Raw genomic sequence first — 24120 nt, forward strand, 5'->3', positions numbered from 1 at the left:
ATGGCCCCGGCGGACAAAACCGCCGCCAAAATTCTGCCTGAACTTCCTGTCGGGGTCAGGCCGCAAGGCCGGCTTTGTCCAACCCGTAGAGCTTGTCTGCCGAACCGGGCACGACCTTGAACGCGATGCTGGCGCGGTTCCAGGCGTTGATCGTCATGATGGAGAAGGTGAGGTCGGAGATTTCCTTCTCCGAGAGTTGTCCGCGGACACGTTCGTAGAGTTCGTCCGGAACGCCGCCTTGGGGCAGCGTGGTCAGTGCTTCCGTCCAAGCCAGTGCGGCGCGTTCACGGGAGTTGAAGAGATTGGATTCCCGCCATATCGCTACATGGTAGAGGCGCAGTTCGGTTGCGCCATGGATCTTGGCTTCCTTCACATGCATGTCGAGGCAGAAGGCGCACCCGTTGATCTGCGAGGCGCGAATATTGACGAGATCGCGGATCGATTGCTCGATCACGCTATCTTTCAGGGACATGCTCAGTTCGGACATTTTCCTGAGGAATTCCGGGGACTGGGCGGCGTAGTTCAGGCGCTGTGTCATTTGCATCTCCTTTATTGCGGACATTTATCATCCTTATGGATATAAAATATCCGTAATTCCTGGACAGACAAGAGAAACCCGCCTAACTTTCCCGTATAACGCTTATGCGGCAGAGTATGGGGGAGTAGGATGGATATTGTCTCAGCCTTGCGGACTTTCTTGCGGGTCGTGGAAGCAGGCTCGTTTTCGGCTGCAGCGAATGATCTTGGTCTGACCCAGCCCGCGGTTTCACGACAGGTGGCCGCGCTGGAAGAGCACTACCATACCCGCCTGTTTCATCGCTCCACCAATGCGCTCTCACTGACCGCCGAAGGTGAGCGGATGATCCCAATGGCGCAGAAAGCCGTCGAAGCGGTGGAGGCAATCGAAGAGGTGGGCTCTGCCGACGGGCTTCTCGTCGCGGGCAAGGTCAGGGTGAGCCTACCGGCGCCCCTAGGCCTTCATGTGAGTGATCGGCTACCACAATTGGTCAACATGCATCCGCGGCTGACGGTCGATGTGATGTTCCGGGAAGAGCCATCGGATCTCGTAGCTGAAGGCATAGACCTGGAGGTGCGTCTCGGCGACGTCGCAGACAGTAATCTCATCTGTCGGCGTATCGGCTGGACCACGGCATCTCTTGTTGCGGCGCCGGACTATCTGAACGGCAGAACGGCTCCTATAACTCCCGTAGAAATCGTCGATCACGAGTGCATTTGCTACAATCGCGGAGGCGAAGAGCGCGTCTGGAGTTTTGTCGATGACGACCGCGAGCAAAAGATAAAGATCACGCCACGCATGACGTTCGACAATGCCGTCGCTGTACACCGTGCCGTCCTTGCAGGCGGCGGGCTGGCGATCCTGTCTCATATTCTAGTCAATGACGATATCGCGGGGGGGCGACTTGTTCAGGTCATGCAATCCCGCCCTCCGACGCGCCTGCCGATCACCCTGGTTTATGCCTCGCGGCGTAATCTCTCGTTGCGTGTTCGAACCGTGCTGGATTTCCTGGTGCAGCTCGTGGGACAGGATGATCTGATGAGGGCGTGATCTGTCGTTCAGCCCCTCCCGCTGACTGGATGAGAGATAGGGCAGTGCGAGTTCGATAAAGCGGCTGTCGAGGCTGTTTGTCGTGATGCGAATGACGAGTTTGCCGCAAGGGTGCTTCTTATGTCTGCCGGATAAGCGCCGCGGCTCGCTTCGTGTTCCCGACGTCTCTACACTGGGCAACCTGTCGAGGTTGCTTTCGGCATATCTGCAGCGATTTCGTTCGCGCAGGTCTTCCGTTCGCCCATATGGGCTATCGCAATCGAGCAGCTAAAGCTGGCGGCCAACTCCCGCTCATTCGGCTACAAGATCACCTGGAACGGCTCCGCGGCCTGCTTTTTGTATTCCGGACGAGATAAAGCGGAAGAACTCCCGGCGTCCGCGCGACGGGAGCATCCCCGTTTCAACTCAAGATGTTTGCCGCTTGGGAGGTCTTGCGCCCGCTTTCGATCAACGCCCTCGTGTAATCCTCACCGGGATTGAGGAAGATCTGTTCGGTCTCTCCCTGTTCGACGATCTCGCCGCGCTTCATGACGATCGTGCGGTCGCAAATTTGGCGTATGACGGCCAGGTTGTGCGAGATGAAGACATAGGTGAGATTGAGCTCGGATCGCAGTTGCTGCAGGAATTCGAGTACCTGTGCCTGTACGGATATATCCAGCGCAGAAGTCGGCTCGTCGAGTACAAGTAGCCGCGGATTGAGTGCGATCGCACGGGCAATGCAGACGCGCTGCTTTTGCCCGCCGGAGAGTTCGTGCGGGTAGCGGTATTTGAATGCCTTGGGCAATTTTACGATGTCGAGCAGGGCTTCCGTACGCGCCGCGATATCTCTTCCGCTCATATTCGTCTGGATGCGCATCGGTTCACCGATGGCATCGCCAATCGTATGGCGGCCGTTCAATGCCGAATGCGGGTTCTGGAAAACGAACTGCATGTGACGACGCATCTGTCGCAGTGGTTCACCGCTCAGGCCCGAAATATTCTGGCCATCGAAGATCACGTCGCCGGACGTAGGCTCGATCAGGCGCAGCAGCATGCGCGCAAGGGTCGACTTGCCCGATCCACTCTCGCCGACAACGCCAAAGATCTCGCCGGTCTTGACCGACAGGCTGACGCCGTTCACAGCCGTGAAGGCGCCGCCGGATTGGCTGCGATAGACTTTCTTGAGGTCGATTGCTTCCAGCAGATGGGCGGGCTTGGCTGGTTGTGTCGTTGCTGCTTCTGCGGCAACTTTCGCCGGCACGGCATCGATATCTGGCACTGCCGAGAGCAGGCGCTGCGTATAGTCGTGCTGCGGTTGGCTCAAAATGTCCTGCGTCAGGCCTTGCTCGACAATTTCCCCCTTGTACATGACGGCACAACGCTTCGCGACAGTGGCGATTGCGCCGATGTCGTGACTGATCATGATGACGGTGAGGTTGAGCCTGTCGACCAGCGAATTGATCAGGTCGAGAACCTGGGCCTGCACTGTGACGTCAAGAGCGGTTGTCGGTTCGTCGGCGATCAGGATATCCGGCTTGCCCGCAAGCGCCATGGCGATCAGCACGCGCTGGCGCATGCCGCCGGAAAGCTGGTGCGGATATTGTGAAAACAGCATGATCGGGTTCGGCAAGCCCACCTGATCCAGCAATTCCTCGGTGTGGGCACGCCGCGCGGCCTTGGAGGAAACGCCCTGACCTGCAGCCCTCTCATGTGCCGCGATGACGTCCGAAATCTGTCGCCCGATCGAAAACAACGGATTCAGATAGGTCATCGGATCCTGGAAGATCATCGAAATGCGGATGCCGCGGATCTTCCTCCAGTCCTTCTCTGACAGGGCGGTGATATCCTGTCCGTCGAAAATGATCGAGCCGTCGATGACTTTGGAATTTCTTGGTCCGATGCCTAGTATAGACCGTACCAGCACGGTCTTGCCTGAACCGCTTTCGCCGACGATGCCGAGCGTATCGCCGCGATTGACGGTGAGGTTTATGCCCTTGAGCACATGCACCGGCCCGTCGAACGTACCGATGTCGAGCCGATAGTCCTTGATCTCAAGCAGGGTCATCGGTCACGGCTCCTTGGATCGAGAATGTCGCGCAGGCCATCACCCAAAAGGTTGAAGCCGAGCACGGTAAGAAAGATCGCGGCGCCGGGGAAAAGCGAATACCACCACCAGTCCGGCATATAGGTTCGGGCGACCGAGATCATCGCGCCCCATTCCGGTGCCGGCGGCTGCGCGCCGAGGCCGATGAAGCCCAGGCTGGCGGCCGACAGGATCGCCATGCCCATGTCCATGCTCATCTTGACGATGATCGGGGACAGGCAGTTGGGCAGGATGTGATGCCACAGGATCCACGGTGTCCTGGCTCCGATCGAGCGCGCCGATTCGATGAACAGCTCTTCCTTGATCGATAGCGTCTTGGCTTCCACCAGACGAACATAGCCCGGCCACCAGACGATGGCGAGCGCCAGAACGCAGTTGGTAATGCCGGGACCGAGTGCGGCGACGATCGCCAGCGCCAGCGCAAGGCCCGGCACGGCAAGGAAAAGTTCGGTGAAGCGCATGATTGCGGCACGTACCCAGCCACCACGATAGCCGGCAATGATGCCGAGCGGTACACCGATCAGTGCTGCAAGCCCGGTGATGACGACGCCGATCCAGAGTGAAGTGCGTGCCCCGATAATCACCCGCGAAAAGATGTCGGCCCCCATCTCGTCGGTTCCGAACCAATAGGTAGCGTCGGGAGGCAGAAGCTTGGCCGACATGTTGATCGCACCGCTTGCCGCATCGGGATACGGCGCGATTAGCGGTCCGAAGGCGGCAAGCAGCAGGAACAGCACGACCAGTGTCAGGCCGAGCATGGAGGAGAAGCTCTTGCGGAACATGTGGGCGTAAAGTCGCCACTGCCGGATCTGGCTTTCATGCCGTTCGCGGAACGTGAGCGGCCGCGAAACTTCCGCCGGGGTATCGATCTGTGGGGTCATGGGCGAAGCCGTCATCACGCTTTCCTGAGACGCGGGTCGATCCAGGCATAGGCAAGATCGACGAGGGTGTTGGCGACGATGAAGAAGAAACCGATCATCAGTGTCACGCCAACAACGGGCTTGAAATCGGACGATAGCGCTGAGGAGACGGCGTAGAGCCCGACGCCCGGCCAGTCGAACACGGTCTCGACCAGCACGGTCGAACCGAGCATCCAGCCGAAGCGCAGGCCGATCATTGCCAGTGTCGGCAACATGGCGTTCTTCAGTGCATAAAGCGCGACGATGCGGAAAGAGGAAATGCCATGGGCGCGTGCGGCGACGATATAGTCCGACTGCAGGACCTCGATCATTTCCGCACGGTTGACGCGCAAGATCGAGGCGAGGCACGGGAAGGATAGGACGATTGCCGGTAGAATGATATGCTGCAGCGAGACCCAGAAGGTAGAGAACCGGCCGGAAATCAGGCTGTCGATCAGCAGCATGCCAGTGACGGTATCCGGCGGCCGGGTCACGAGCGGAAGACGGCCCGACACCGGCAGCCAGCCGAGATCGACGGAAAACAGCAATTGCAGGACGATGCCGAACCAGAAGGCCGGCAGCGCCACACCAGAGATCGAAAAGATACGTGTCATCTGGTCGAGCGGGCCGTCTTTGTAGACGGCTGACAACATTCCGAGAGGCACGCCGACGATGATGCCAAGCGCCATGGCGACGAAGACGAGTTCCAGCGTCGCCGGCGCATAACGCATCACCTCCTCCAGGACTGGCTGCGTCGAGACGATCGACGTGCCGAGATCCCCGCGAAAGAGATCGCCCATGTAGTAGACGAATTGTTCTGGCAGAGACTTGTCGAGGCCGTATTCTGTCCGGATCGTGGCGACCATATCCTCGGTGGCATTGGGGCCGGCAACAAGCCGTGCCGGATCGCCCGGTGCGACGTTGGTAATGAGGAACGTCAGCGCTGCGATACCGATCATCGTGCCGATCAGCGTCACCAATTTGCGGAAGGCGAATGTCAGCATCGTCTTCTCCGTTTGTTATAAAAAAAGGCGCATGGCCCGGAACTGGGGGCGGGCCATGCGCACCATTCTGGCTTACAGAGGGGAGGTCAGCCAGACGTTATTCAGTCTTTACCCACAGCGGATAGAGATCGACTTCGCCGGTGAAGCGCACGGGGCTGAACTGGAAACCCTGCAAATAGTCACGACGGGCCCAGCGGCGCTTCTGCAGCATGCCGAACACTTCCGGTTGGTCCGCGACGATCTGCGTCTGGATATCGGCATAGAGCTTGGCGCGTTCATCCCAGTTGGACGAGGAGCGTGCCTTGTCGATCATCTCCGAGACCTGCGGGTTGTCGTAGAACATCATCGCGAAGTACTGACCCCAGCTGTTCTTGTGATACTGGTAGGCAACGGCATCCGGGTCGGTCGAAACCGGTGTGGTGTAGACCGAGGTCATGGCCGGAGAAGTATCGACTTTGGAGCCGTTGGCCACCATGTTCGGCCACTGTTCCGGCTTGATCTCGACATTGATGTTGAGCGGCTTCAGGCTGTCCAGCAGCACGAGACCGATACGGCGGGCTTCTTCGAGGCCGGCGACGTGAACATACGGCAGGGTGATGCCGCCATTGGGATAGGCGGATTTCGCCAGATATTCCTTCGCCTTGGCCAGATCCTTGCGGGGAATGCCAGGTACGTCGATATGACCCTTCATGGCATCCGGGATCGGGCTCGTCTCAAGCGTGGCGGCGCCGTTATAGACCTGGATCAGCGCATCGTAATCCATCGCATAGGCGATCGCCTTGCGCAGGTTGATGTCGGCGGTCGGGCCCTTCTGCGTGTTGAACTTGATGCCGAAAGTGGTCATGCCCTTGTGATCTTCGATAGCAATGCCGGGCGCGCGCTTGATCTGGACATAATCGTCCGGCGTCAATCCTTCGACGATATCCGCTTCCCCGCGCTGCAGGGCAGCCTTCTGGGCTGCGGGTTCGCGAATGATCTTGTAGATGACGCCTGCGGGACGGTTGGCATCGCCCTGAGGCCAGCCCTTCCAGTAGTCCGGCACGGCATCGGCTTCATAAAGAACATTCGGCTCCCAGCGGCCGAGCTTGAACGGGCCCGAACCTGCTTCATGGTCGGTCAGCCACTTCTGGCCGTAGTCTCCGTCCGCTTCATGTGCCTTCACCTCGGCCGGGTTGACGATATACCACCACGGCAGGAAAGATAGGAAGGGCGTGTAGGGAGCCTTCAGGTTGAACTGCACGGTGTAATCATCGACGACGGTGATACCCTCCGGCGCCAGAAAATCCTTGAGCATCCAGGCGACGCCCTTGTTGAGCTTAAGGCCGCGCTCGAAGGAGTAACGGACAGCCTCGGCCGTCACCGGGTCGCCATTGTGGAACTTGGCATTATTGACCAGATGGAAGGTCCAGGTCTTGCCGTCCTCGCTGGTCTCCCACTTTTCGGCGAGCCACGGCTTGATCTCGGCCGGATCGCCCTCGTACTTGACGAGACCGTCATAGACGGCCTGCTGCATCATGCGTGTGGACCAGTCGTAGCGGATATGCGGATCGAGAACCGGGATAGCCTGCCGGCCGCCGAAGACGATGACATTGCCCTTGTCTGTGCGCTCGAAAGCGCTGGCAGGGGAAGCAAGAATCGACGATGCGAGCAGCCCCGCAATTGCAATATTCCTGATGATTTTGCCGAACATTAAGTTCCCTCTCTCTTTTATAAACGGCTTGTCGACCAGACGGAAAAAATCACAGCATCTGGCGAACGACCCCGGCGACCATTCGGCGCGACAGAAGCACAGGCGCATCGACCGAAGCACGCACCGCATCCAGCATCTCCGCCGAATAGCCCATGCAATGCATGACGATCAGGTCGCAGCCTTCCAGTTGCTTTGCCCGCGCGCCCATATCGTCGCCCGCATAGGGTGATGCCGAGACAAGGCTCGGCTTTCCAGGCAGAACGTGACGCTCTTCGAAATCCTTGACCTGCCGTTCGAGCGGCAGAATGACGCCGAGCCGGCGGGCAGATGCGGCCAGCGCCTCGACGGTCGAATCGACGATCCGTTGCGCTTCGACGACCAATGTGTTCTTCAATGGCTCGATCCGGGTGCCGGTGCAGAGCAGAACCACGATGTCGAAGCCTTCGCCATCAATCGCCTGTAAGAGGACGTTGAGCTTTTCTTCCGTGCGAGCCTTGGAGGTGACGATCTCGTTGCCGTTTTTAAGCCGGGTCGCAAAGGAATGCTCGCCGTCCCGGGCACGCATCGCATCGAGATCGGCATCATCCATACCGTCGAGAACGCCAAATTCCTGAAATACGATGCGGCCTTCGGGCTGGCCGACCATGATCTCGGCCATCATTTCGGGAACCAAGTCGACGCGGGGCGTCTGACCGATGGTTACGAAGGCGATCTTGGATTTGGAAGGCATGCTCGCTCGTCCCCTGCATAGCTGTTATCGGCAGGGAGCCTAACGCTCGGATGCGCGCCTTCACTATAGGGTAATGCCCCTAGGGCGCCATAATTTCGAGAGGTTTTAGAGACCAAATTTTAGGCGTATCAGATTTTTCACGCAACTTTATTACGCAGTGGCGGCGATTTTGATTATGGATGCCCCGCTGCGACAACCATTCTGATCAGGGCATTGGATGAGGTAACTTCCATCTTTGCCATGACGTTGGAGCGATGGATTTCGACGGTTTTAGGACTGATGCCGAGTTGGCGGGCGATGGCCTTATTGGACAAGCCTTCAGCAACCAGCGAGAGCACCTGGCGCTCTCGCGGCGTCAGGCGCTGGAGCTTTTCAGAGAATTCGACCGGAACCCCTGGCAGAGCGACCGGGTGCGTACCATGCAGCAGCAGACGAATGGCGCTGGCCACGATGCGGCGTGCCAGTACCACGGGCTTGCCGCTCGCCTTGGCAACGGTCTGCCGGTCTGCCTCGGTGAAGCTCACCGAATTCAGCACTATGATCTCTGAATCGGCCAGATCCACGAGGGCGCTTGCAAGCAGCCTCTTGTCACCATCCGAAGCGTAGCTGGCAGTGACATTGTAGGGCGCCAGCGCCGGAATATCGAGCTCTTCGATCTGCTGTTGCAAAGGCTGTATGAGTCCGACGGACGAGCCGTGGGAGGCAAGTGAGATGACCGTCGATTCCATTGCGCGCTGGGCGTTGACGGTGGGGCAGGTGCTCTCGAAATCACGAAAGAGGCCGGTCGACAGTATGACGACCAGATCGAATTCGTTCGGCTGAAACGCTGCGGCTATGGCTGCCATACGCTCTGCGATGCGAGGCTTGGAGACGACGATGTCGCTGCCATCGACAAGCCGGGTGACGATGCTGGTCTCACCTGGGCGAACCTTGAGGTCGTTGATCTGCGCTTCAGAAAGGCCATCGAGTGCGCCGATTTCCAACGCTTCGATCGGCAGGTCGAGGTTTGTCAGCATGTCGTCGATAATGTCAGCGCGGGGCGACTGGCCGACGCTCAGGAACATCACGCGATGGGGTGGTTCGGCTGCTTCATCGACTGGCGAAGACGGGCGATGGGGGCTCTTCGGCGCGGGCAGGGGATTCAATCCTTCTGATCGTCTCGGCATGTCCGTTCTAGGCATGCTCATTTTAAAGGCAAGTTCATTCTAGGGGCAGTCCCCTATAGGCATCCTTCGTCTCACATGGCTAGGTTCTAGCACAATATTCGGAGGCAAACATGATCCGTGATTTCGAAGCAAGCGAGATCGATCCGCTTGCCGTTGGTGCCTGGATTCTCGGGACCGGCGGCGGCGGAAGCCCTTATCTGGCGCAGTTGAACCTGAGAAAACTCTACAAAGAGGGCAAGCGCGTAAAACTGCTCGACCCGCTGGCACTTGATGATGGCGACGCGGTTGCCGTCGTTTCCAAGATGGGGGCTCCGCTCGTCGGGCAGGAGCGTCTGGTCGATCCGGCCCATCTCGCTCGCGCCATGCAGTTGATGGAAGAATATACCGGCCGCAAGTTCCGTGCGGTGATGAGTGTCGAGATCGGCGGCGGCAACGCGCTGTCGCCATTCCTTGCTGCGGCCATGCTCGATATTCCGGTCGTCGACGCCGATGCGATGGGCCGCGCCTATCCGGAAGCGCAGATGACTAGCTTTGCTATCGGCGACCTGCCGATGTATCCGCTCACCCTGGTCGATTGCCGCGACAACGAGGCAATCGTCGCCAAGGCGGCTTCCTGGAAGTGGATGGAGCGCATCTCGCGCAAGATCTGCACCGAGGTCGGATCAACCTCGGCTACCTGCAAGGCGCCGCGCACCGGCAAGGAAGTCAAGGAATGGGGCGTGCTCCACACCGTGACCAAGGCGGTCAGCCTCGGTCGTGCGGTACTCGATGCACGCGCTGCCCATACCGACCCGATCGAAGCCGTGTTGGCCCATGAGGGTGGCAAGGTTCTGTTCAAGGGCAAGGTTGCCGATGTCGATCGCACCACGACCGGTGGCTTCCTGCGTGGCGCGGCCCAGATTGAGGGCCTAGACGATGATCGCGGCTCCAAGGTCGAACTCGCTTTCCAGAACGAATGGGCGGTTGCTTTCCGCGACGGCCAGCCAATTGCCATGACCCCGGACCTGATCTGCCTGCTCGACACGGTGTCGGGGGAAGCAATCGGTACGGAGACCGTGCGCTATGGTCAGCGCGTGACCGTCGTTGCTCTGCCGGCGCCGGCGGTGCTGACCAGTCCGAAGGGCCTGGAGCATGTCGGCCCGCGCGCCTTCGGTTATGACCTGGATTTCAAATCGGTGTTTGCAGCATGAAGCGGATCGGAATTGACGTCGGCGGCACCAATACGGATGCCGTACTCATCGATGGCGAGAAAGTCGTCTCGGCCATCAAGTTTCCCACCACCGCGGATGTGATGCAGGGCGTCGTCAACGCCATCGGCCACGTTGTCGCATCGCAGGCGCCGGGTGCTTCCCCGATCGACGCAGTGATGATCGGCACGACGCATTTCACCAATGCTGTCGTCGAACGGGCCCGCCTCGAGCGCATCGCTGCGATCCGCATCGCCATGCCCGCCGGCGCCTCGCTGCCGCCAATGATCGACTGGCCGGATGACCTGCGCGAAAGCGTCGATCCCTTGTCCTTCATGGTCCATGGCGGCCACGAATATGACGGCCGTCCGCTGGTTCCGCTCGCTCGCGACGAGATCCGCGACGCAGCAATGAAGATCCGCGATGCCGGCATTACTTCGGTCGGTATCACCGCGCTCTTTTCGCCGTTGACTGCCGAATGCGAACTGGAAGCCGCCGAGATCGTCCGTTCGATCATCCCGGATGCACGCATTACGCTGTCGCATACGCTCGGGCGCATCGGCCTGTTGGAGCGCGAAAATGTCACGCTGCTGAATGCGGCGCTTCAGGGGCTCGGCCGCAAGACGATCGATGCTTTCAAGGACGCCCTCAACCAGGCCGGTGTCAATGCTCCCTTCTATCTGACGCAGAATGATGGCACCGTCGTTCTGGCAGACGTGGCTGCAGCCAATCCGGTCTACAGCTTCGCCTCCGGTCCGACCAATTCCATGCGCGGTGCGGCCTTCCTGACCGGCCTGAAGGAAGCCATGGTCATCGACGTCGGCGGCACCACGTCGGATGTCGGCTGCCTCGTCGGCGGTTTTCCGCGCGAGGCCAATAACGTGGTCGAGGTCGGTGGTGTCCGCACCCTGTTCCGCATGCCCGACCTTCTGCCCATGGCGCTTGGCGGCGGCACGATCATCGATCCGGAAACTCGCAAGATCGGGCCGCGTTCGGTCGGATATCGCATCACCGAAAAGGCGCTCGTCTTCGGTGGTGATACGCTGACTACGACCGACGTTGCCGTCGCTGCCGGCCTCGTCGAAATCGGCGACCGTGACCGCGTAAAACATCTCGACAAGGCAATGGTCGCCGACCTCCTGAAGCGCATCGAGGCCATGGTGGAAGACGGCGTCGACCGGATGAAGACTTCGGCCGAGGGCGTCAGCCTGATAGCCGTCGGCGGCGGTGCCTTCCTTATTCCGGAAAGGCTCAAGGGTGCGAGCGAAGTGCTGCGCGTCGAACATGCCGGCGTTGCCAACGCGCTCGGTGCTGCGATGGCGCAAGTCTCCGGCGAAATCGATCAGGTCTTCTCGGGCATGTCGCGAGACAATGCGATTGCCGAGGCGGATCGTCTGGCGCGTCAGCGCGCTGTGGATGCCGGCGCCGATCCCAAATCGGTCGTTACGCTGGATACCGAAGACATTCCGATCGCTTATCTGCCGGGTGATGCCCGTCGTGTCCGCGTTCGCGTGGTGGGCGACATCGCATTCATGAAGGCCTCGCAAAAGCAGGCCTCGTGAGGGCTGTCGACGGCACTCATTTGCAAGAATCGAGGTCTCCGGCTTATCTGGCCGGGGGCTTCTAGTTGCGAGTGTGAGGTGGACAGGGTTGCTACCGCTTGTTCAGCACCAAAACCTATGCGGTCTGCGCCAGCATGGGGGCCAGCTTTGGCCATTCGATGCGCAGCCATGGCGTGAATGGCGCTGTCGGGTCTGCCAGCGCTTTTTCGAGTTCCACCGGCGTCACCCATTTCACGTCGGCCACCTCGTCGGGATTTGGCTGTGGCGGTGATGCGAGACGACCGGTGAACACATGGCAAAGCTCGTTTTCGCTGCCGATATCGCTCCAGCGCGCCTGATAGGTGAAGTGGAAGTGCCAGCGCGGCGCTTCCACCAGCGGTGCGCCCAATTCCTCGGGCACGCGGCGCATGACCGCCTCCTGCAGTTCTTGACCCCAACGGGGATGTGAGCAGCAGCTATTGGCCCACCAGCCTGGCCAGAGCGGCTTTTGCGCGCTGCGTTGCTGCAGCAGCAGTCGTCCGGCCGGATCGAACAGGAATATCGAAAAAGCCCGGTGAAGCACTCCGTTTCCCTCATGGGCAGAGAGCTTTTCTATCGGAGCGATCGCTTTGTCATTCGGAGTGACACTGATCAGCCATGTGGACTGTGTGTTCGCTGGGGACGTATTCATGCAGCAACGCTAACAGTCGATTGGAGAGCTGCCGATGCGACCGAACGTAGCAAATGTTTATGTAGGCAATTCATAGCCTCTCCGCAAATTATGGAAACCGGGATCTGAAAATGTCTGCGGTCGGGAAACATTCTGGCCAATCCCTTTCAAGCCCGCCTGAAGCTGCGGTTCATTTGGACCTCACTCGTCCGAGCCTGCGGGAGGGACGGCGATATCGAGAAAGCGGCTCAAGGCGGGGGTCTCCTTCTGTTCGTTCCATACCAGCCACAGTTCCGTGTTGGCGCCAGGTTCTGCGAGTGGGCGCATGACGATCCGATGGCTCGTATATGATGCGACTTCCTTGGGTACTATGCCGTAACCGAGGCCGGCTGCTACAAGTCCGAGAATACTGCCGATCTCGGTCACCCGCCATTTCACCTCCAGCTTGCAGCCCTTGGCCTCGGCGAGCTTTGAGACGACACTGCCAATGCCGACATTGTCGGTGTCTCGAAATCCTATCATTGATTCCGATGCAAGCTTTTCGATCGGAATTTCAGGCCATTCGGCCAAGGGGTGATCCCCCGGCAGGATGACGACAAGCTCCTGGCGAGAATGGAGCCGATAACGCAGCGGCGGCTGGACCACCACCGGTCCTCGGACCAGGGCCGCATCGAGATCCCCCGCCTGAAGGCCGACGAGCTGTATCGCGATGCCCCCCTCGCGCAAAACGAACTCAACGCCAGGGGCGCTTTCGCGCATCGCTTTCAATTGGGCCGGAAATTCATGAGTGAACATCGATGAACCCACGTAGCCGAGAGCGATTCGTCCTGTGTCGCCTCGCGCCGTTCTTCTCACCGAATCGATGGCGCTTTGATGAAAGGCGAGAAGTTTCTCGGCTTCGGCGCGGCAGGCGTGGCCAGCCGCGGTGAGTTCTATCCCCCGCCCGTAGCGGTGGAAGAGCTTGGCCCCGAGCGCATCCTCAAGAGCTGCAATCTGTTGGCTTAGCGCAGGCTGCGCCACGCCCAATCGTTCGGCGGCACGCGCCATATGCAGGGTTTCGCACACTGTGAGAAAGACCTGAAGGCGGCGAAGGGAGACGGCTGAAAGTGAATGATCCATAAGTTAAAACTTATCACGATAAAGCTTTTGATAATTTGATTCTAATCAATGCGACAGGCGCTTCACAAGCAGAGTTTCTCTCACGGGCACATTGCCTAGCGAAATTCCTATCGCGGAGTACATGAAATGAGTTCTAAGAAAGTCCCGGTAGCACCGGTTACCGACTTGCGTTCGGCGATCGCGCTACTTCAGCAGCACGAGGGTCACTTCATCGAGATCGATGAGCCTGTCGATCCGACTGCGGAGCTGTCCGGTGTTTATCGTTACATCGGCGCCGGCGGCACGTGCCGTCGTCCGACCCGTACCGGTGGCCCGGTTGCCATGTTCAACCATGTCAAAGGATACCCCGAGTTCAAGGTTGTGATCGGTATGCTTGGCTCGCGTGAGCGCACCGGTCTCTTGCTCGGTCATGAGCCGGAAACGCTTGGTTACCTGCTCAAGGATTCCGTCAAGAACGCAATCCCGCCGGTCGTTGTCAGCGCCGATAAGGCTCTGCAGGAAATTGTCCATAAGGCCGACGAACCCGGTTTCGATCTTCGCACGCTCCTGCCTGCGCCGACCAACACGCCCGAGGATGCTGGCCCGTATATCACGATGGGGCTTTGCTACGCTGCCGATCCGGAAACCGGCGAACACGACGTGACGATCCACCGCCTTTGCGTGCAGAGCAAGGATGAGCTTTCCATGTGGCTGACGCCTGGCCGGCACATCGATGCCTTCCGCCAGAAGGCCGAGGCCGCAGGCAAGCCGCTGCCGATCTCGATCAGTATCGGTGTCGATCCCGCCATCTACGTTGCCGCATGCTTTGAGCCGCCGACCACGCCGCTTGGTTATGACGAGCTGGCGATTGCCGGTGCATTGCGCGGCCGTGCCGTCGAATTGGCTCCTTGCTTGACCATCGACGGTCGGGCTATCGCCAATGCCGAGGTTGTCATCGAAGGCGAGTTACTGCCGAACTATCGCGTTCGCGAAGATCAGAACACGGATACCGGCAGGGCAATGCCCGAGTTCCCCGGTTATACCGGCGATGCAAAGCCGGAACTTCCGGTGATCAAGGTGAAGGCTGTCCGCTATCGCCCGAACCCGATCCTGCAGACGACCGTTGGACCTGGCCAGGAACATGTCAACATGGCGGGCATCCCGACGGAAGCCAGCATTCTCGACATGGTCGATCGCGCCATGCCGGGCAAGCTGCTCAACGTCTTCGCTCATACGTCCGGTGGCGGCAAGCTGCTGGCCGTGATGCAGTTCAAGAAGTCCGCTCCGGTGGACGAGGGACGTCAGCGCCAGGCTGCGCTGTTGGCATTCTCTGCCTTCCCTGAACTGAAGCATGCAATCCTTGTCGACGAGGACGTGGACATCTTCGATACGGATGATGTGTTGTGGGCGATGCAGACACGCTTTCAGGGGGATATCGACACACTGACGATACCCGGCGTTCGTTGCCACCCTCTGGATCCCTCGCAGACCCCGGAATACAGCCCGTTCCTTCGGGAAGTCGGCAGCTCATGCAAGACCATTTTCGATTGCACGGTGCCGTTCAAGCTGAAGAAGCACTTCGAGCGTTCGAACTTCATGGAAGTCGACGTAGAACGCTTCGTCCCCGGATTTAACGCCAAGTAACAAGGGATAAAGCCATGCAAAAGCCAAGAGTGGTCGTTGGCATTAGCGGCGCGACCGGCTTCCAGTATGGCGTCAAGGCACTCCAGCTCCTCAAGGAGCTGGGTGTCGAGACCCACCTGGTCATGTCGAAGGCGGCCGAACTGACCCGCGAGCATGAAACCGATTTTAAACGGGACGACGTGATCGCGCTGGCCGACGTTTTCTATCCCACGGGCGCTCTGGGCGCATCTATTTCCAGCGGCTCGTTCAGGACCGCAGGCATGATTGTCGCCCCCTGCTCGATGCATACCCTGGCGGCCATCGCCACGGGGGTCACCGACAACCTGCTTACGCGGGCCGCAGACGTTACCTTGAAGGAGCGCCGGCCGCTGGTCCTGATGACCAGGGAAACTCCCTTGCATCTGGGCCATATCCGAAACATGGCCAGCGTCACCGAATATGGCGCAACCGTGTTTCCGCCGGTGCCGGCACTCTATGCCGGCCCCGGTTCGATCGATCAAATCGTTACTCACAGCGCCGCGCGGGCTATCGGCCTCCTTGGTTTCGAGACCAGCGCTTTGCCGCGGTGGGGAGAAACCCTGTCCGCAATCAATGCAGAAAGTTAAACATCATGTTAGTCGGACCATATGTTAATGGCGGCGCCACACTGATTGGCGCTGTCGCTGGTGCCATGCTCGCCAACCAGCTTCCAGAGCGTTTGCGCACATCCCTGACCCCGTTCTTCGGCATACCGTCCATGGTGATGGCCGTCGTCATGATCATGAAGCTCTCGCATCTTCAGGTCGTGGTGCTTTCCGGTATCGTCGGCCTGATCATTGGCGAGTTGATCTATCTTGAGAAGGGTATTGGCAAACTCGCGAGCAGTACCCGTGGTATTGTCGATCGCCTCCTTCCCGCGCCAAAGGGCGAACTGACGCAGGAACAGTTCCTCGAAAAGTTCGTCGCCATCACGGTGCTGTTCTGCGCCAGCGGTACAGGCATATTCGGGGCGATGCACGAAGGCATGAGCGGCGATTCGTCGATCCTTGTCACCAAGTCGATCCTCGACTTCTTTACCTCGATGATCTTCGCCACTGCGCTTGGTTATTCGGTTGCCGTGATTTGCATTCCACAGGTTCTGATCCAGTTGGCTTTGGCCTTCAGCGCGGTTCTGATCGTGCCTTTGACGACACCGGCAATGCAGGCTGACTTTTCGGCAGTCGGCGGGCTGCTGATGCTGGCAACCGGCTTCCGGATTTGCGGCATCAAGCCTTTCCCGGTCGCAAACCTGATCCCGGCACTCGTGATCGCCATGCCGCTTTCTGCTTTGTGGACGACATACATAGGCTAGGGGCACTATCAAAACGGGGACAAGGATAATCCGCCATGAGCACTCTGCCAGAATCCATTGTCGAGTTCTTCGCGCAGCATCAGGCACTCTCTCTGGCGATCAGCCAGGATGATACACCGTGGAGCGCCAATGCCTTCTTCGCTTGGGATGGCGAAAGAAACGTGCTGATCATTCTCAGCTCTCCCGAGACCCTGCACGGTCGCATACTCGCAGCTAATCCCAGAGTGGCCGGCACGATAGCCGGCCAGTTCACCGACATCAGCCAAATCCGCGGATTGCAATATAGCGGGACCTGCCAGTTGCTGGATGAGCCGGCGGAGAGGGATCGTGCCCTGGCTCTCTATTATGACAGGCATCCCCAGGCTCGTGGGATGCAGGCCGGTGTCTGGGCGATTGCGGTGAAGCGCCTGAAGCTGACCGATAATCGACTGGGTTTTGGCACGAAGATCGAATGGGAAGCATAACCGGGCCGGGTGCCCGAATCTTGATCAGAAAGGAACGCAACAAGCCGGCGACCGGTAAGGTCTCCGGCTTGTTGCGCGTCCGGGGTTCCAGGATCAGGCCAGGCGGCGTCAGGAAGCCTTCTCGCTGCCTGTCGCATGCATCAGCAAACCCTTGCCACCGTGCTCGATGTCATCGCGAATGGCGGCCTGCGCTGCATTGGCATCGTTGTTTCTCAGGGCCGTGACGATCCGCAGATGCGGGTGTGGTTCCCAGTCGGGCAGGCCAGCGTCATAAAGGTGAGACAGGATCGGGCCGCAACGGATCCAGAGCGTCTCGACGATGTCGTAGACGATCGGCAGGCGCCCCATCCGGCACAGCGTCAGGTGAAATTCGGTATTGAGGTCGATCGCCTTTTCGAATGCCTTAGAGACATGACATTGCGAGATGCGCAGGTGGATGTCGGCCAGCAGTTCGATCTCGTCCGACGTTGCAGCATTGGCCGCCGCCGCTGCAGCCCGTCCCTCCAGATCCATGCGGATCGCCCTGATTTCCAGCAGTTGATCCAAGGTGAGGGTTGGAACCATCACAGTACCGCGTGAATCGAGCGTCAGGGCCTTCTCGCTGACCAGCCGCAACAGTGCTTCACGCATCGGCGTGGCGCTGATGCCGAAGCGGACGGACATTGGCCGCAGCCGCAGCATTTCTCCCGGCTTCAACTGCCCGCGCATCAGCGCCTGGCGCAGTCCGAGATAGGCCCGGTCGCTCAGGTTTTCTTTCACGATTGGTTGAGCCCAGTCGGTTTCCGGGCTGAAGGTTTCACTATTTTCCACGGCGCTTCTTGACACTCGTCACCCATCATGCAGATAGTGTTATAACAAATAACATATAGCAAACTCCGGCTTGTGCGAAGAGGAATCGTACACCAACGGCAGGCGAGGAGGCCAGCCGTAGTCGGGAATGAACTTGGAGGAAGTTCATGATTGCGCTCCGCAAAACTGCGGCCGCTTTCGGGCTTGAGCTCGTTTCGCTCGATCAGCCCACGGCGCCGCCGCATGGCCATTTGTTGATCGAAGTGGCTGCTGCCGGGATTTGCGGCAGTGATCTTCACGCCTACGAATGGACCCCAGGCTATGAGTTCATGGCAGCCAATCTGCCGGTGACGGTAGGCCATGAGTTTGCTGGCATCGTACGGTCCGCCGGGCAGGGTGTGGCAGATTTCGAGGCAGGCGATCGCGTTGTCTGCTGGCCGACGAAAACTTGCGGCCAATGCTCCTCCTGCCTTGCCGGCGAACCGCAGAACTGCAGCCGCCGCAGCATTATCGGGCTCCATTGCGACGGTGGCTTTGCCGACGTGGTAGCCGTGCCTGCTGTCAATTGCCGTCATATTCCGGACGGATTGGATCTTTCCCTTGCCGCCCTCAGCGAGCCATTGGCCGTGGCTGTCAATGCCGTGGATGTTGCCGACGTAAAACGCGGCGACAGGGTGGCAGTGCTTGGTCCGGGACCGATTGGTCTTGCCATCGCCTGGGTCGCAAAGCACCGCGGTGCGGAAGTTTTGATTGCTGGCATGAGAGACTCTCTGCGTCTCGCGCTCGCACTGAATATGGGCATCGATCACGCGGTCGACCTCGCCGACAAGAGCTTGGAGCAAGCGGTAAACGACGCATTCGGGCGATCGGTCGACCGGGTCATCGAGGCGACGGGTGTTGCCCGTTCGGTATCCGACGGGCTCGCGGTTCTGAAGCCCGGCGGCATCTTTGTGGTGGCCGGTATTCATTCCCGACCGCTCGAACTCGATCTGACGCGGTTTGTCCGCGAAAAGAAACAGTTACGCGGTGCGCATGACACGACAGACAGAGCGCTGAGGGAGGCGATCCAGCTTCTGGCAGACAATGCCGATGTGCTGTCGATGCTTGTCACCCACCGCCGACCCTTATCGGGCGGTATCGAGGCCTTCGAGTTGGCGCGCAGCCGTCAGGCCGTGAAAGTGTTGCTTTTTCCCAACGAAAACCACGTGGATATTGAAGGAGACTACGCATGAGTGGGACGACGCGTGCCGTCATAGCAAAGGGCGCCGGTGGCCCTGACGTGTTGTCGATCATCGAGCGCCAGCTGGCGGCACCTGGTCTGGGCGAAATGATCGTGCGGGTGCATGCTGCTGGGATCAACCGGCCGGATGTCATGCAACGACAGGGCAATTATCCGCCGCCGCCCGGCGCTTCGGATGTCCTGGGGCTGGAACTTGCCGGTATTGTAGAATCTGTCGGACCCGGTGTCACACGTTTTTCTCCCGGCGATCGGGTCATGGCGCTCGTCCATAGCGGCGCCTATGCCGAACGCGCTATCGTTCAGGAAGGGGCGGCCCTGCCGATCCCTGCGGGCATGTCGTTTGTCGAGGCTGGCGCGTTTCCGGAAACCTATTTCACCGTCTGGAGCAATGTCTTCGAGCGCGCGGGCCTGAAGGCCGGCGAGACATTGCTCATTCACGGCGGCACATCCGGGATCGGCACCACTGCGCTCAAGCTCGCGAAGGCTATTGGCGCCAAGGTCATCGTTACCGCCGGTTCCGATGAAAAATGCCGGGCATGCGTCGAGCTTGGTGCCGATGCGGCGATCAACTATCGATCCGAGGATTTCGTCGTCCGCTCCAGGGAGCTGACCGGCGGCCGAGGTCCGGACGTCATCCTCGACATGGTCGGCGGCGATTACATGCAGCGCAACATCGACGCCATCGCCGTTGATGGCCGTATAGCCCAGATCGCTTTCCAGCAGGGATCCAAGGCCGAGCTTGATCTTCTGCCGCTGTTGATGAAGCGCATCACGTTGACCGGCTCGACGCTCAGGGCTCGTCCGATCGAGATGAAGGCGAAGCTCGCAGCCGCACTCGAGGCAAACGTTCTACCGCTTCTGGCAAAGCCGGAAGCTCGGCCGCTGATCGATTCCACTTTCGCATTCGACAGGGTTGCCGATGCCCATGCGCGCATGGATGGCGGCAGTCATACAGGCAAGATCGTTCTCGTCATGGAGGAGCGGGGCTGAACCGAAGTCTCGCTTAAGGAGAGGAAATGAGCATGAACGTCATGAGCAAGCCCGACACGCAGGCATCCGCAAACAACATGACCGGAGCGCATGTTCTGGCTGCGGCACTTGCGCGCCACGGAGTGAAGGAAGTCTTCGGACAGAGCATTCCCTCTGCGCTCTTTCTTGCAGCCCCGAGCTACGGTATCCGCCAGATTGGCTACCGCACGGAAAATGCCGGTGCCGCGATGGCCGATGCCTTTGCCCGGGTTTCCGGCAAGATCGGCGTGGTGACGGCGCAGAACGGCCCGGCGGCAACGCTGCTTGTTCCAGGCCTTGCCGAAGCGCTGAAGGCGTCGATCCCGATCGTCGCGATCGTGCAGGATGTGGCGCGGCGCTTCACTGACAAGAATGCATTCCAGGAACTTGATCATTTCGCGCTATTCGGCGGCGTGGCCAAATGGGTGCGGCGCGTCGCTGACCCGGCGCGCATCGATGACTATGTCGACATGGCTTTTGCCACGGCTGCGACCGGGCGCCCCGGGCCGGTGGTGCTGCTTGTGCCGCTCGACGTTCTGGACGAACGGCCGGACATCGACCCCAGCGCGCCGCAGCGCGATGCGCATCTGGGCATGTTTCCGCTTGATCGCACGGTCGCCGATCCGGCGCGGATGGCGGAAGCCGCCAGCGTCATCGCCAAGGCCAGCAGGCCGATCGTGGTTGCCGGCGGTGGTGTCCATGCGTCTCAGGCGACAAGCGAACTTGCAGCCTTGCAGGCACTCGGGCTTCCGATAGCGACAACCGTGATGGGGAAAGGCGCCGTCGATGAGACAAATCCGCTTTCGCTCGGCGTCGTCGGCTATTTCATGGCGCCACGCGGTCGCTCGTCGCATCTGCGCGATCTCGTGACCGACGCCGACGTCGTGCTTCTGATCGGCAACCGGACCAACCAGAACGGCACCGACAGCTGGTCGCTTTATCCGAAGAATGCCACCTATATCCATCTAGACATAGACGGCGGCGAGATCGGCCGAAACTATGAGGCATTGCGCCTTGCCGGCGACGCCAAGCTGACGATCGCCGCATTGACGGAAGCGCTGAAGAAGGAGGACCTTTCCGCGATTTCGGCTCGCCGCAAGGGCGTCGAAGACAAGATCGCGGCTGGCCGTGCGGCACATGCCGACGATATGAGGAAACTCGTCAACATGGATGCCGCGCCGGTTCGCCCGGAACGGCTTATGGCCGATCTCGATACGGTGTTGACACCGGAGAGCATTGTGGTTGCAGACGCGAGCTATTCCTCGATCTGGATCGCCAACTTCCTGACGGCCCGCAAGGCTGGCCAGCGCTTCATCACGCCACGCGGCATTGCCGGTCTTGGTTGGGGGCTGCCATATGCGCTCGGTGCCAAGACGGCGAGACCTGAAGCGCCGGTCGTCTGCCTGTCGGGTGATGGTGGTTTCGGGCACGTTTGGTCCGAGATGGAGACCGCGCGCCGCATGAAACTTCCCGTGGTCCTGATCGTGCTCAACAACCAGATCCTCGGCTACCAGAAACATGCAGAGCTCAGCCTGTTCGGCGGCTTTACCGATGTTTGCGATTTCGAGGCTGTCGACCACGCGGCGATTGCCAGGGCTGTCGGCTGCCGCGGCGTGCGTATCGAGAGACCCGAGGATTTCCTGCCGGCGCTGAAGGAAGCTCTGGCAACCGATACGCTGACCGTCATCGACGTCGTCACCGATGAGCGCGCTCATCCACCGATCACCAGTTTCCAGGGCAAGGAGGCGCTGGATTACTGATCGCATTCCTATTGCAGCAGATCACGGCTTTTCACGGGAGGATAAGATGAAATTGCCGAATATGTTGAAAATGACCGCCGCAGCCATCGTGCTGTCCGCCACTGCAGCGCATGCCGATGTGAAGTTCGGCGCTCTTTATCCGTTCAGCGGCCAGCTCGCGCTTCTTGGGGAGGAAAGCGCGCGCGGCCTCGAAATCGCAGTCGATGAAATCAACGCCGAGGGTGGCATACACGGCGAGAAGGTCGTGCTGGTCAAGGGCGATGCGGTGGATAACAACCAGGCGATCGGCGAGGCCCGTCGATTGATCTCGCTGGAAAAGGTGGCCGCGATCTTCGGTACCTATTCATCGGCGCGATCCATTGCGGCAAGCCAGGTGGCCGAGCTCTCGGGCATTCCCTATTTCGAACTCGGTGCGGTGGCGGATGAAGTGACGAGCCGCGGGCTCAAATACATGTTCCGCACCAACCCATACGCCAAGGATATGGGCAAGATGATCATCGATATGGTCGTCGACAAGATCGCGCCCGGCCTCGGCAAGAAGCCCGGCGATCTCAAGATTGGCATCATCTACGAGGATTCGAGCTACGGCACCTCCGTCTCCAAGCATGAGACCGACTATGCGAAGGAGAAGGGGCTGAATATCGTCGCCTCTTCCAGCTATCCGGCCTCGACAGTCGACATGTCGTCGCTGGTCTTGCAGCTGAAACAGGCGGGCGCCGACGTAGTACTGCAGACATCCTATCAGAACGACTCGGTACTGTTTCTCCAGCAGGCGAACGAGGCCGGATACAAGCCGGCAGCCGTCATCGGCGGTGGCGGCGGTTATTCCATGCAGCCGACGGCCGATGCCGTGGGCCATGACGTGATCGAGAACGTGCTGGATGTCGACTTCACCCAGTTCCTCGTCAACACCAAGGCGACGCCCGGTCTTGAGGCCTTTGTCGAGGCCTACAAGAAGAAATACGGATCGGCACCTCGCTCCGGCCACTCGCTGAACAACTATGTCGGCGCCAAGGCCATTCTTGAGGCAATAGACAAAGGTAAGGGACTTGATCCGGATTCGATCGTCGATGCCGTGAAGTCGATAGACATACCCGACGGCAAGACGGCTGCCGGCTACGGCATCAAGTTCGGCGCGGACGGCCAGAACGAGCGCGCCGCGATGATGGGCATGCAATGGCAGGGCGGCAAGCTGATCGCCGTCTATCCCGATGCTGCCGCCGTCACCAAGCTGAACGTGGCGAAATAGGGCGAGAGGCCAATCGAGAGCGGCCCTCTGCCGCTTTGAGGAGGGCATTGGCCGTGTTGCTTCCCGGCCAATGCCTGCCCGTCCGTTCCGCCGGAGGAGAGGTCTTATGGAAACCTTTTTGCAAGTGCTTGTCAGCGGCCTGATGCTTGGCGCCCTGTTTGCCATCGTCAGCGTTGGCCTGACGATGATCTTCGGGATCGTCAAGGTTGTGAATTTCGCCCATGGCGAATTCCTGATGCTGGGCATGTATCTGGTCTATCTGATTACCACCAAGCTTGGCATCCATCCGTTGTTGACCTCCGTTATCGTGGCGCCGCTGCTGTTTCTGGTGGGGGTTGCGACCCAGCGGTTCGTCATCCAGCCGCTGATGTCGGCCAAGGACGATCACGTGCAGATCTTCGCAACCGTCGGCCTCTCCACGGCCCTGATCAATCTAGCGCTGCTGGTCTTCGGCGCCGATATCGCAAACACACCACCGTCCGGTCTGCGTATGCCGATCGCCATCGGGCCGGTGCGTGTTCTGCTCGGCCAACTCGTCATTCTGGGTGCGTCGATTGTCCTCGTCGTCGGTCTTCAAGCCTTTCTGAAACGAACGCAGACGGGCCGCGCCATCCGCGCTGTCGCGCAGAATCGGGCCGCCGCTCAGCTCATGGGGATCAATGTCAACCGCATGTACATGCTGACTTTCGGTATTGGAGCCGCCTGTGTCGGCTTCGCCGCCTCGATGGTGGCGCCGCTTTATCCGACCTCGCCGAATATCGGCACCTATTTCGTGCTCACCGCATTCGTTGTCGTCGTGCTCGGCGGTCTCGGGTCCGTGGGTGGCGCCTTTGCCGGCGCGATGATCATCGGGCTGATCGACAGCTTCGCCGGCTTCTACATCGGTTCGGATGTGCGGGAAGTCGTCGTTTTCGGCGTATTCCTGCTGATCCTGATCCTGAAGCCCTCCGGCCTGTTCAGCGACCGCCTGAACCTTTCGCACGTTTCGCCATGAGGAAGGC

22 protein-coding genes are annotated in these 24120 nt (G+C 59.8%); 12 read left to right on the plus strand and 10 right to left on the minus strand.

Annotation, left to right across the window (positions count from 1 at the left end):
- Positions 1–55: 55 nt before the first annotated feature.
- Positions 56–538: a carboxymuconolactone decarboxylase family protein gene (locus NCHU2750_RS22520; protein WP_119943993.1), complete on the minus strand. Its 483-nt coding sequence runs from the start codon at positions 536–538 to the stop codon at positions 56–58.
- A gap of 129 nt (positions 539–667) precedes the next feature.
- Here NCHU2750_RS22520 and NCHU2750_RS22525 point away from each other — a divergent pair, with 129 nt between their 5' ends.
- Complete coding sequence (locus NCHU2750_RS22525; RefSeq protein WP_119943994.1) at positions 668–1567, plus strand: LysR family transcriptional regulator; 900 nt, start codon at positions 668–670, stop codon at positions 1565–1567.
- A gap of 400 nt (positions 1568–1967) precedes the next feature.
- Here the strand turns inward: NCHU2750_RS22525 and NCHU2750_RS22530 are convergent, their stop codons facing one another.
- The 6 genes from NCHU2750_RS22530 to NCHU2750_RS22555 form a co-directional block, all read right to left on the minus strand.
- A complete protein-coding gene (locus NCHU2750_RS22530) occupies positions 1968–3611 on the minus strand; it encodes an ABC transporter ATP-binding protein (RefSeq protein ID WP_119943995.1) in 1644 nt (547 codons plus the stop codon).
- Positions 3608–4546, minus strand: coding sequence for an ABC transporter permease (locus NCHU2750_RS22535; protein WP_245480446.1), 939 nt, complete (start codon positions 4544–4546; stop codon positions 3608–3610). The genes NCHU2750_RS22530 and NCHU2750_RS22535 overlap by 4 nt, the downstream gene beginning before the upstream one ends.
- Entirely contained in the window at positions 4546–5553 is a 1008-nt protein-coding gene (locus NCHU2750_RS22540) for an ABC transporter permease (protein WP_119943996.1), read from the minus strand. Before NCHU2750_RS22540 ends, NCHU2750_RS22535 begins: the two co-directional genes overlap by 1 nt.
- A gap of 97 nt (positions 5554–5650) precedes the next feature.
- Positions 5651–7243: an ABC transporter substrate-binding protein gene (locus NCHU2750_RS22545; RefSeq protein WP_119943997.1), complete on the minus strand. Its 1593-nt coding sequence runs from the start codon at positions 7241–7243 to the stop codon at positions 5651–5653.
- Between the two features lie 49 nt (positions 7244–7292).
- Positions 7293–7973, minus strand: coding sequence for an AroM family protein (locus NCHU2750_RS22550; RefSeq protein ID WP_119943998.1), 681 nt, complete (start codon positions 7971–7973; stop codon positions 7293–7295).
- Positions 7974–8146: 173 nt separating this feature from the next.
- Entirely contained in the window at positions 8147–9118 is a 972-nt protein-coding gene (locus tag NCHU2750_RS22555; protein WP_245480447.1) for an AroM family protein, read from the minus strand.
- A gap of 131 nt (positions 9119–9249) precedes the next feature.
- Here NCHU2750_RS22555 and NCHU2750_RS22560 point away from each other — a divergent pair, with 131 nt between their 5' ends.
- Together NCHU2750_RS22560 and NCHU2750_RS22565 are read left to right on the plus strand one after the other, a co-directional pair.
- Positions 9250–10329 (plus strand): S-methyl thiohydantoin desulfurase family protein, encoded by a 1080-nt coding sequence (locus NCHU2750_RS22560; RefSeq protein ID WP_119944000.1) that lies wholly within the window; start codon positions 9250–9252, stop codon positions 10327–10329.
- Positions 10326–11888, plus strand: a complete 1563-nt coding sequence (locus NCHU2750_RS22565) for a hydantoinase/oxoprolinase N-terminal domain-containing protein (RefSeq protein WP_119944001.1) — start codon at positions 10326–10328, stop codon at positions 11886–11888. The genes NCHU2750_RS22560 and NCHU2750_RS22565 overlap by 4 nt, the downstream gene beginning before the upstream one ends.
- Before the next feature lie 115 nt (positions 11889–12003).
- On the opposite strand, the gene idi is transcribed toward NCHU2750_RS22565, so the two are convergent.
- Together idi and NCHU2750_RS22580 are read right to left on the minus strand one after the other, a co-directional pair.
- Positions 12004–12558, minus strand: a complete 555-nt coding sequence (gene idi / locus NCHU2750_RS22570; RefSeq protein ID WP_119944002.1) for an isopentenyl-diphosphate Delta-isomerase — start codon at positions 12556–12558, stop codon at positions 12004–12006.
- Positions 12559–12738: 180 nt separating this feature from the next.
- Complete coding sequence (locus NCHU2750_RS22580; protein WP_245480448.1) at positions 12739–13584, minus strand: LysR substrate-binding domain-containing protein; 846 nt, start codon at positions 13582–13584, stop codon at positions 12739–12741.
- Between the two features lie 198 nt (positions 13585–13782).
- Here NCHU2750_RS22580 and NCHU2750_RS22585 point away from each other — a divergent pair, with 198 nt between their 5' ends.
- Genes NCHU2750_RS22585 through NCHU2750_RS22600 form a run of 4 tightly spaced genes read left to right on the plus strand, consistent with a single transcriptional unit; the run spans position 13783 to position 17073 of the window.
- Positions 13783–15279, plus strand: coding sequence for a UbiD family decarboxylase (locus NCHU2750_RS22585; RefSeq protein WP_119944004.1), 1497 nt, complete (start codon positions 13783–13785; stop codon positions 15277–15279).
- Positions 15280–15293: 14 nt separating this feature from the next.
- Entirely contained in the window at positions 15294–15884 is a 591-nt protein-coding gene (locus tag NCHU2750_RS22590; RefSeq protein ID WP_119944005.1) for a UbiX family flavin prenyltransferase, read from the plus strand.
- A gap of 5 nt (positions 15885–15889) precedes the next feature.
- A complete protein-coding gene (locus NCHU2750_RS22595) occupies positions 15890–16609 on the plus strand; it encodes a DUF554 domain-containing protein (protein ID WP_119944006.1) in 720 nt (239 codons plus the stop codon).
- A 35-nt stretch (positions 16610–16644) separates the two neighbouring features.
- Positions 16645–17073 (plus strand): pyridoxamine 5'-phosphate oxidase family protein, encoded by a 429-nt coding sequence (locus NCHU2750_RS22600; RefSeq protein ID WP_119944007.1) that lies wholly within the window; start codon positions 16645–16647, stop codon positions 17071–17073.
- A 108-nt stretch (positions 17074–17181) separates the two neighbouring features.
- Here the strand turns inward: NCHU2750_RS22600 and NCHU2750_RS22605 are convergent, their stop codons facing one another.
- Entirely contained in the window at positions 17182–17898 is a 717-nt protein-coding gene (locus tag NCHU2750_RS22605; protein WP_119944008.1) for a GntR family transcriptional regulator, read from the minus strand.
- Between the two features lie 131 nt (positions 17899–18029).
- Here NCHU2750_RS22605 and NCHU2750_RS22610 point away from each other — a divergent pair, with 131 nt between their 5' ends.
- From NCHU2750_RS22610 to NCHU2750_RS22630, 5 genes are all read left to right on the plus strand, one after another.
- Entirely contained in the window at positions 18030–19094 is a 1065-nt protein-coding gene (locus NCHU2750_RS22610) for a zinc-dependent alcohol dehydrogenase (RefSeq protein ID WP_119944009.1), read from the plus strand.
- On the plus strand, positions 19091–20092 hold the full coding sequence (locus NCHU2750_RS22615) for an NAD(P)H-quinone oxidoreductase (protein ID WP_119944010.1): 1002 nt from the start codon (positions 19091–19093) through the stop codon (positions 20090–20092). Before NCHU2750_RS22610 ends, NCHU2750_RS22615 begins: the two co-directional genes overlap by 4 nt.
- 32 nt (positions 20093–20124) lie before the next feature.
- On the plus strand, positions 20125–21870 hold the full coding sequence (locus NCHU2750_RS22620) for an acetolactate synthase catalytic subunit (protein WP_205583922.1): 1746 nt from the start codon (positions 20125–20127) through the stop codon (positions 21868–21870).
- A 46-nt stretch (positions 21871–21916) separates the two neighbouring features.
- The gene (locus tag NCHU2750_RS22625) at positions 21917–23119 is read left to right on the plus strand and encodes an ABC transporter substrate-binding protein (protein ID WP_119944011.1); all 1203 of its coding nucleotides are present in this window, start codon (positions 21917–21919) and stop codon (positions 23117–23119) included.
- Between the two features lie 106 nt (positions 23120–23225).
- Positions 23226–24113 (plus strand): branched-chain amino acid ABC transporter permease, encoded by an 888-nt coding sequence (locus NCHU2750_RS22630; protein ID WP_119944012.1) that lies wholly within the window; start codon positions 23226–23228, stop codon positions 24111–24113.
- Positions 24114–24120: the final 7 nt, after the last annotated feature.

This window comes from Neorhizobium sp. NCHU2750 (assembly GCF_003597675.1).
Classification (GTDB): Bacteria; Pseudomonadota; Alphaproteobacteria; order Rhizobiales; family Rhizobiaceae; genus Neorhizobium.

What these genes read in the sequence shown, in the direction of transcription:
- NCHU2750_RS22520 (WP_119943993.1), bottom strand. Translation starts at nt 538, where the DNA reads ATGACACAGCGCCTGAACTACGCCGCCCAGTCCCCGGAATTCCTCAGG.
- NCHU2750_RS22525 (WP_119943994.1), top strand. Translation starts at nt 668, where the DNA reads ATGGATATTGTCTCAGCCTTGCGGACTTTCTTGCGGGTCGTGGAAGCA.
- NCHU2750_RS22530 (WP_119943995.1), bottom strand. Translation starts at nt 3,611, where the DNA reads ATGACCCTGCTTGAGATCAAGGACTATCGGCTCGACATCGGTACGTTC.
- NCHU2750_RS22535 (WP_245480446.1), bottom strand. Translation starts at nt 4,546, where the DNA reads ATGACGGCTTCGCCCATGACCCCACAGATCGATACCCCGGCGGAAGTT.
- NCHU2750_RS22540 (WP_119943996.1), bottom strand. Translation starts at nt 5,553, where the DNA reads ATGCTGACATTCGCCTTCCGCAAATTGGTGACGCTGATCGGCACGATG.
- NCHU2750_RS22545 (WP_119943997.1), bottom strand. Translation starts at nt 7,243, where the DNA reads ATGTTCGGCAAAATCATCAGGAATATTGCAATTGCGGGGCTGCTCGCA.
- NCHU2750_RS22550 (WP_119943998.1), bottom strand. Translation starts at nt 7,973, where the DNA reads ATGCCTTCCAAATCCAAGATCGCCTTCGTAACCATCGGTCAGACGCCC.
- NCHU2750_RS22560 (WP_119944000.1), top strand. Translation starts at nt 9,250, where the DNA reads ATGATCCGTGATTTCGAAGCAAGCGAGATCGATCCGCTTGCCGTTGGT.
- NCHU2750_RS22565 (WP_119944001.1), top strand. Translation starts at nt 10,326, where the DNA reads ATGAAGCGGATCGGAATTGACGTCGGCGGCACCAATACGGATGCCGTA.
- idi (WP_119944002.1), bottom strand. Translation starts at nt 12,558, where the DNA reads ATGAATACGTCCCCAGCGAACACACAGTCCACATGGCTGATCAGTGTC.
- NCHU2750_RS22580 (WP_245480448.1), bottom strand. Translation starts at nt 13,584, where the DNA reads ATGGCGCGTGCCGCCGAACGATTGGGCGTGGCGCAGCCTGCGCTAAGC.
- NCHU2750_RS22585 (WP_119944004.1), top strand. Translation starts at nt 13,783, where the DNA reads ATGAGTTCTAAGAAAGTCCCGGTAGCACCGGTTACCGACTTGCGTTCG.
- NCHU2750_RS22590 (WP_119944005.1), top strand. Translation starts at nt 15,294, where the DNA reads ATGCAAAAGCCAAGAGTGGTCGTTGGCATTAGCGGCGCGACCGGCTTC.
- NCHU2750_RS22595 (WP_119944006.1), top strand. Translation starts at nt 15,890, where the DNA reads ATGTTAGTCGGACCATATGTTAATGGCGGCGCCACACTGATTGGCGCT.
- NCHU2750_RS22600 (WP_119944007.1), top strand. Translation starts at nt 16,645, where the DNA reads ATGAGCACTCTGCCAGAATCCATTGTCGAGTTCTTCGCGCAGCATCAG.
- NCHU2750_RS22610 (WP_119944009.1), top strand. Translation starts at nt 18,030, where the DNA reads ATGATTGCGCTCCGCAAAACTGCGGCCGCTTTCGGGCTTGAGCTCGTT.
- NCHU2750_RS22615 (WP_119944010.1), top strand. Translation starts at nt 19,091, where the DNA reads ATGAGTGGGACGACGCGTGCCGTCATAGCAAAGGGCGCCGGTGGCCCT.
- NCHU2750_RS22620 (WP_205583922.1), top strand. Translation starts at nt 20,125, where the DNA reads ATGAACGTCATGAGCAAGCCCGACACGCAGGCATCCGCAAACAACATG.
- NCHU2750_RS22625 (WP_119944011.1), top strand. Translation starts at nt 21,917, where the DNA reads ATGAAATTGCCGAATATGTTGAAAATGACCGCCGCAGCCATCGTGCTG.
- NCHU2750_RS22630 (WP_119944012.1), top strand. Translation starts at nt 23,226, where the DNA reads ATGGAAACCTTTTTGCAAGTGCTTGTCAGCGGCCTGATGCTTGGCGCC.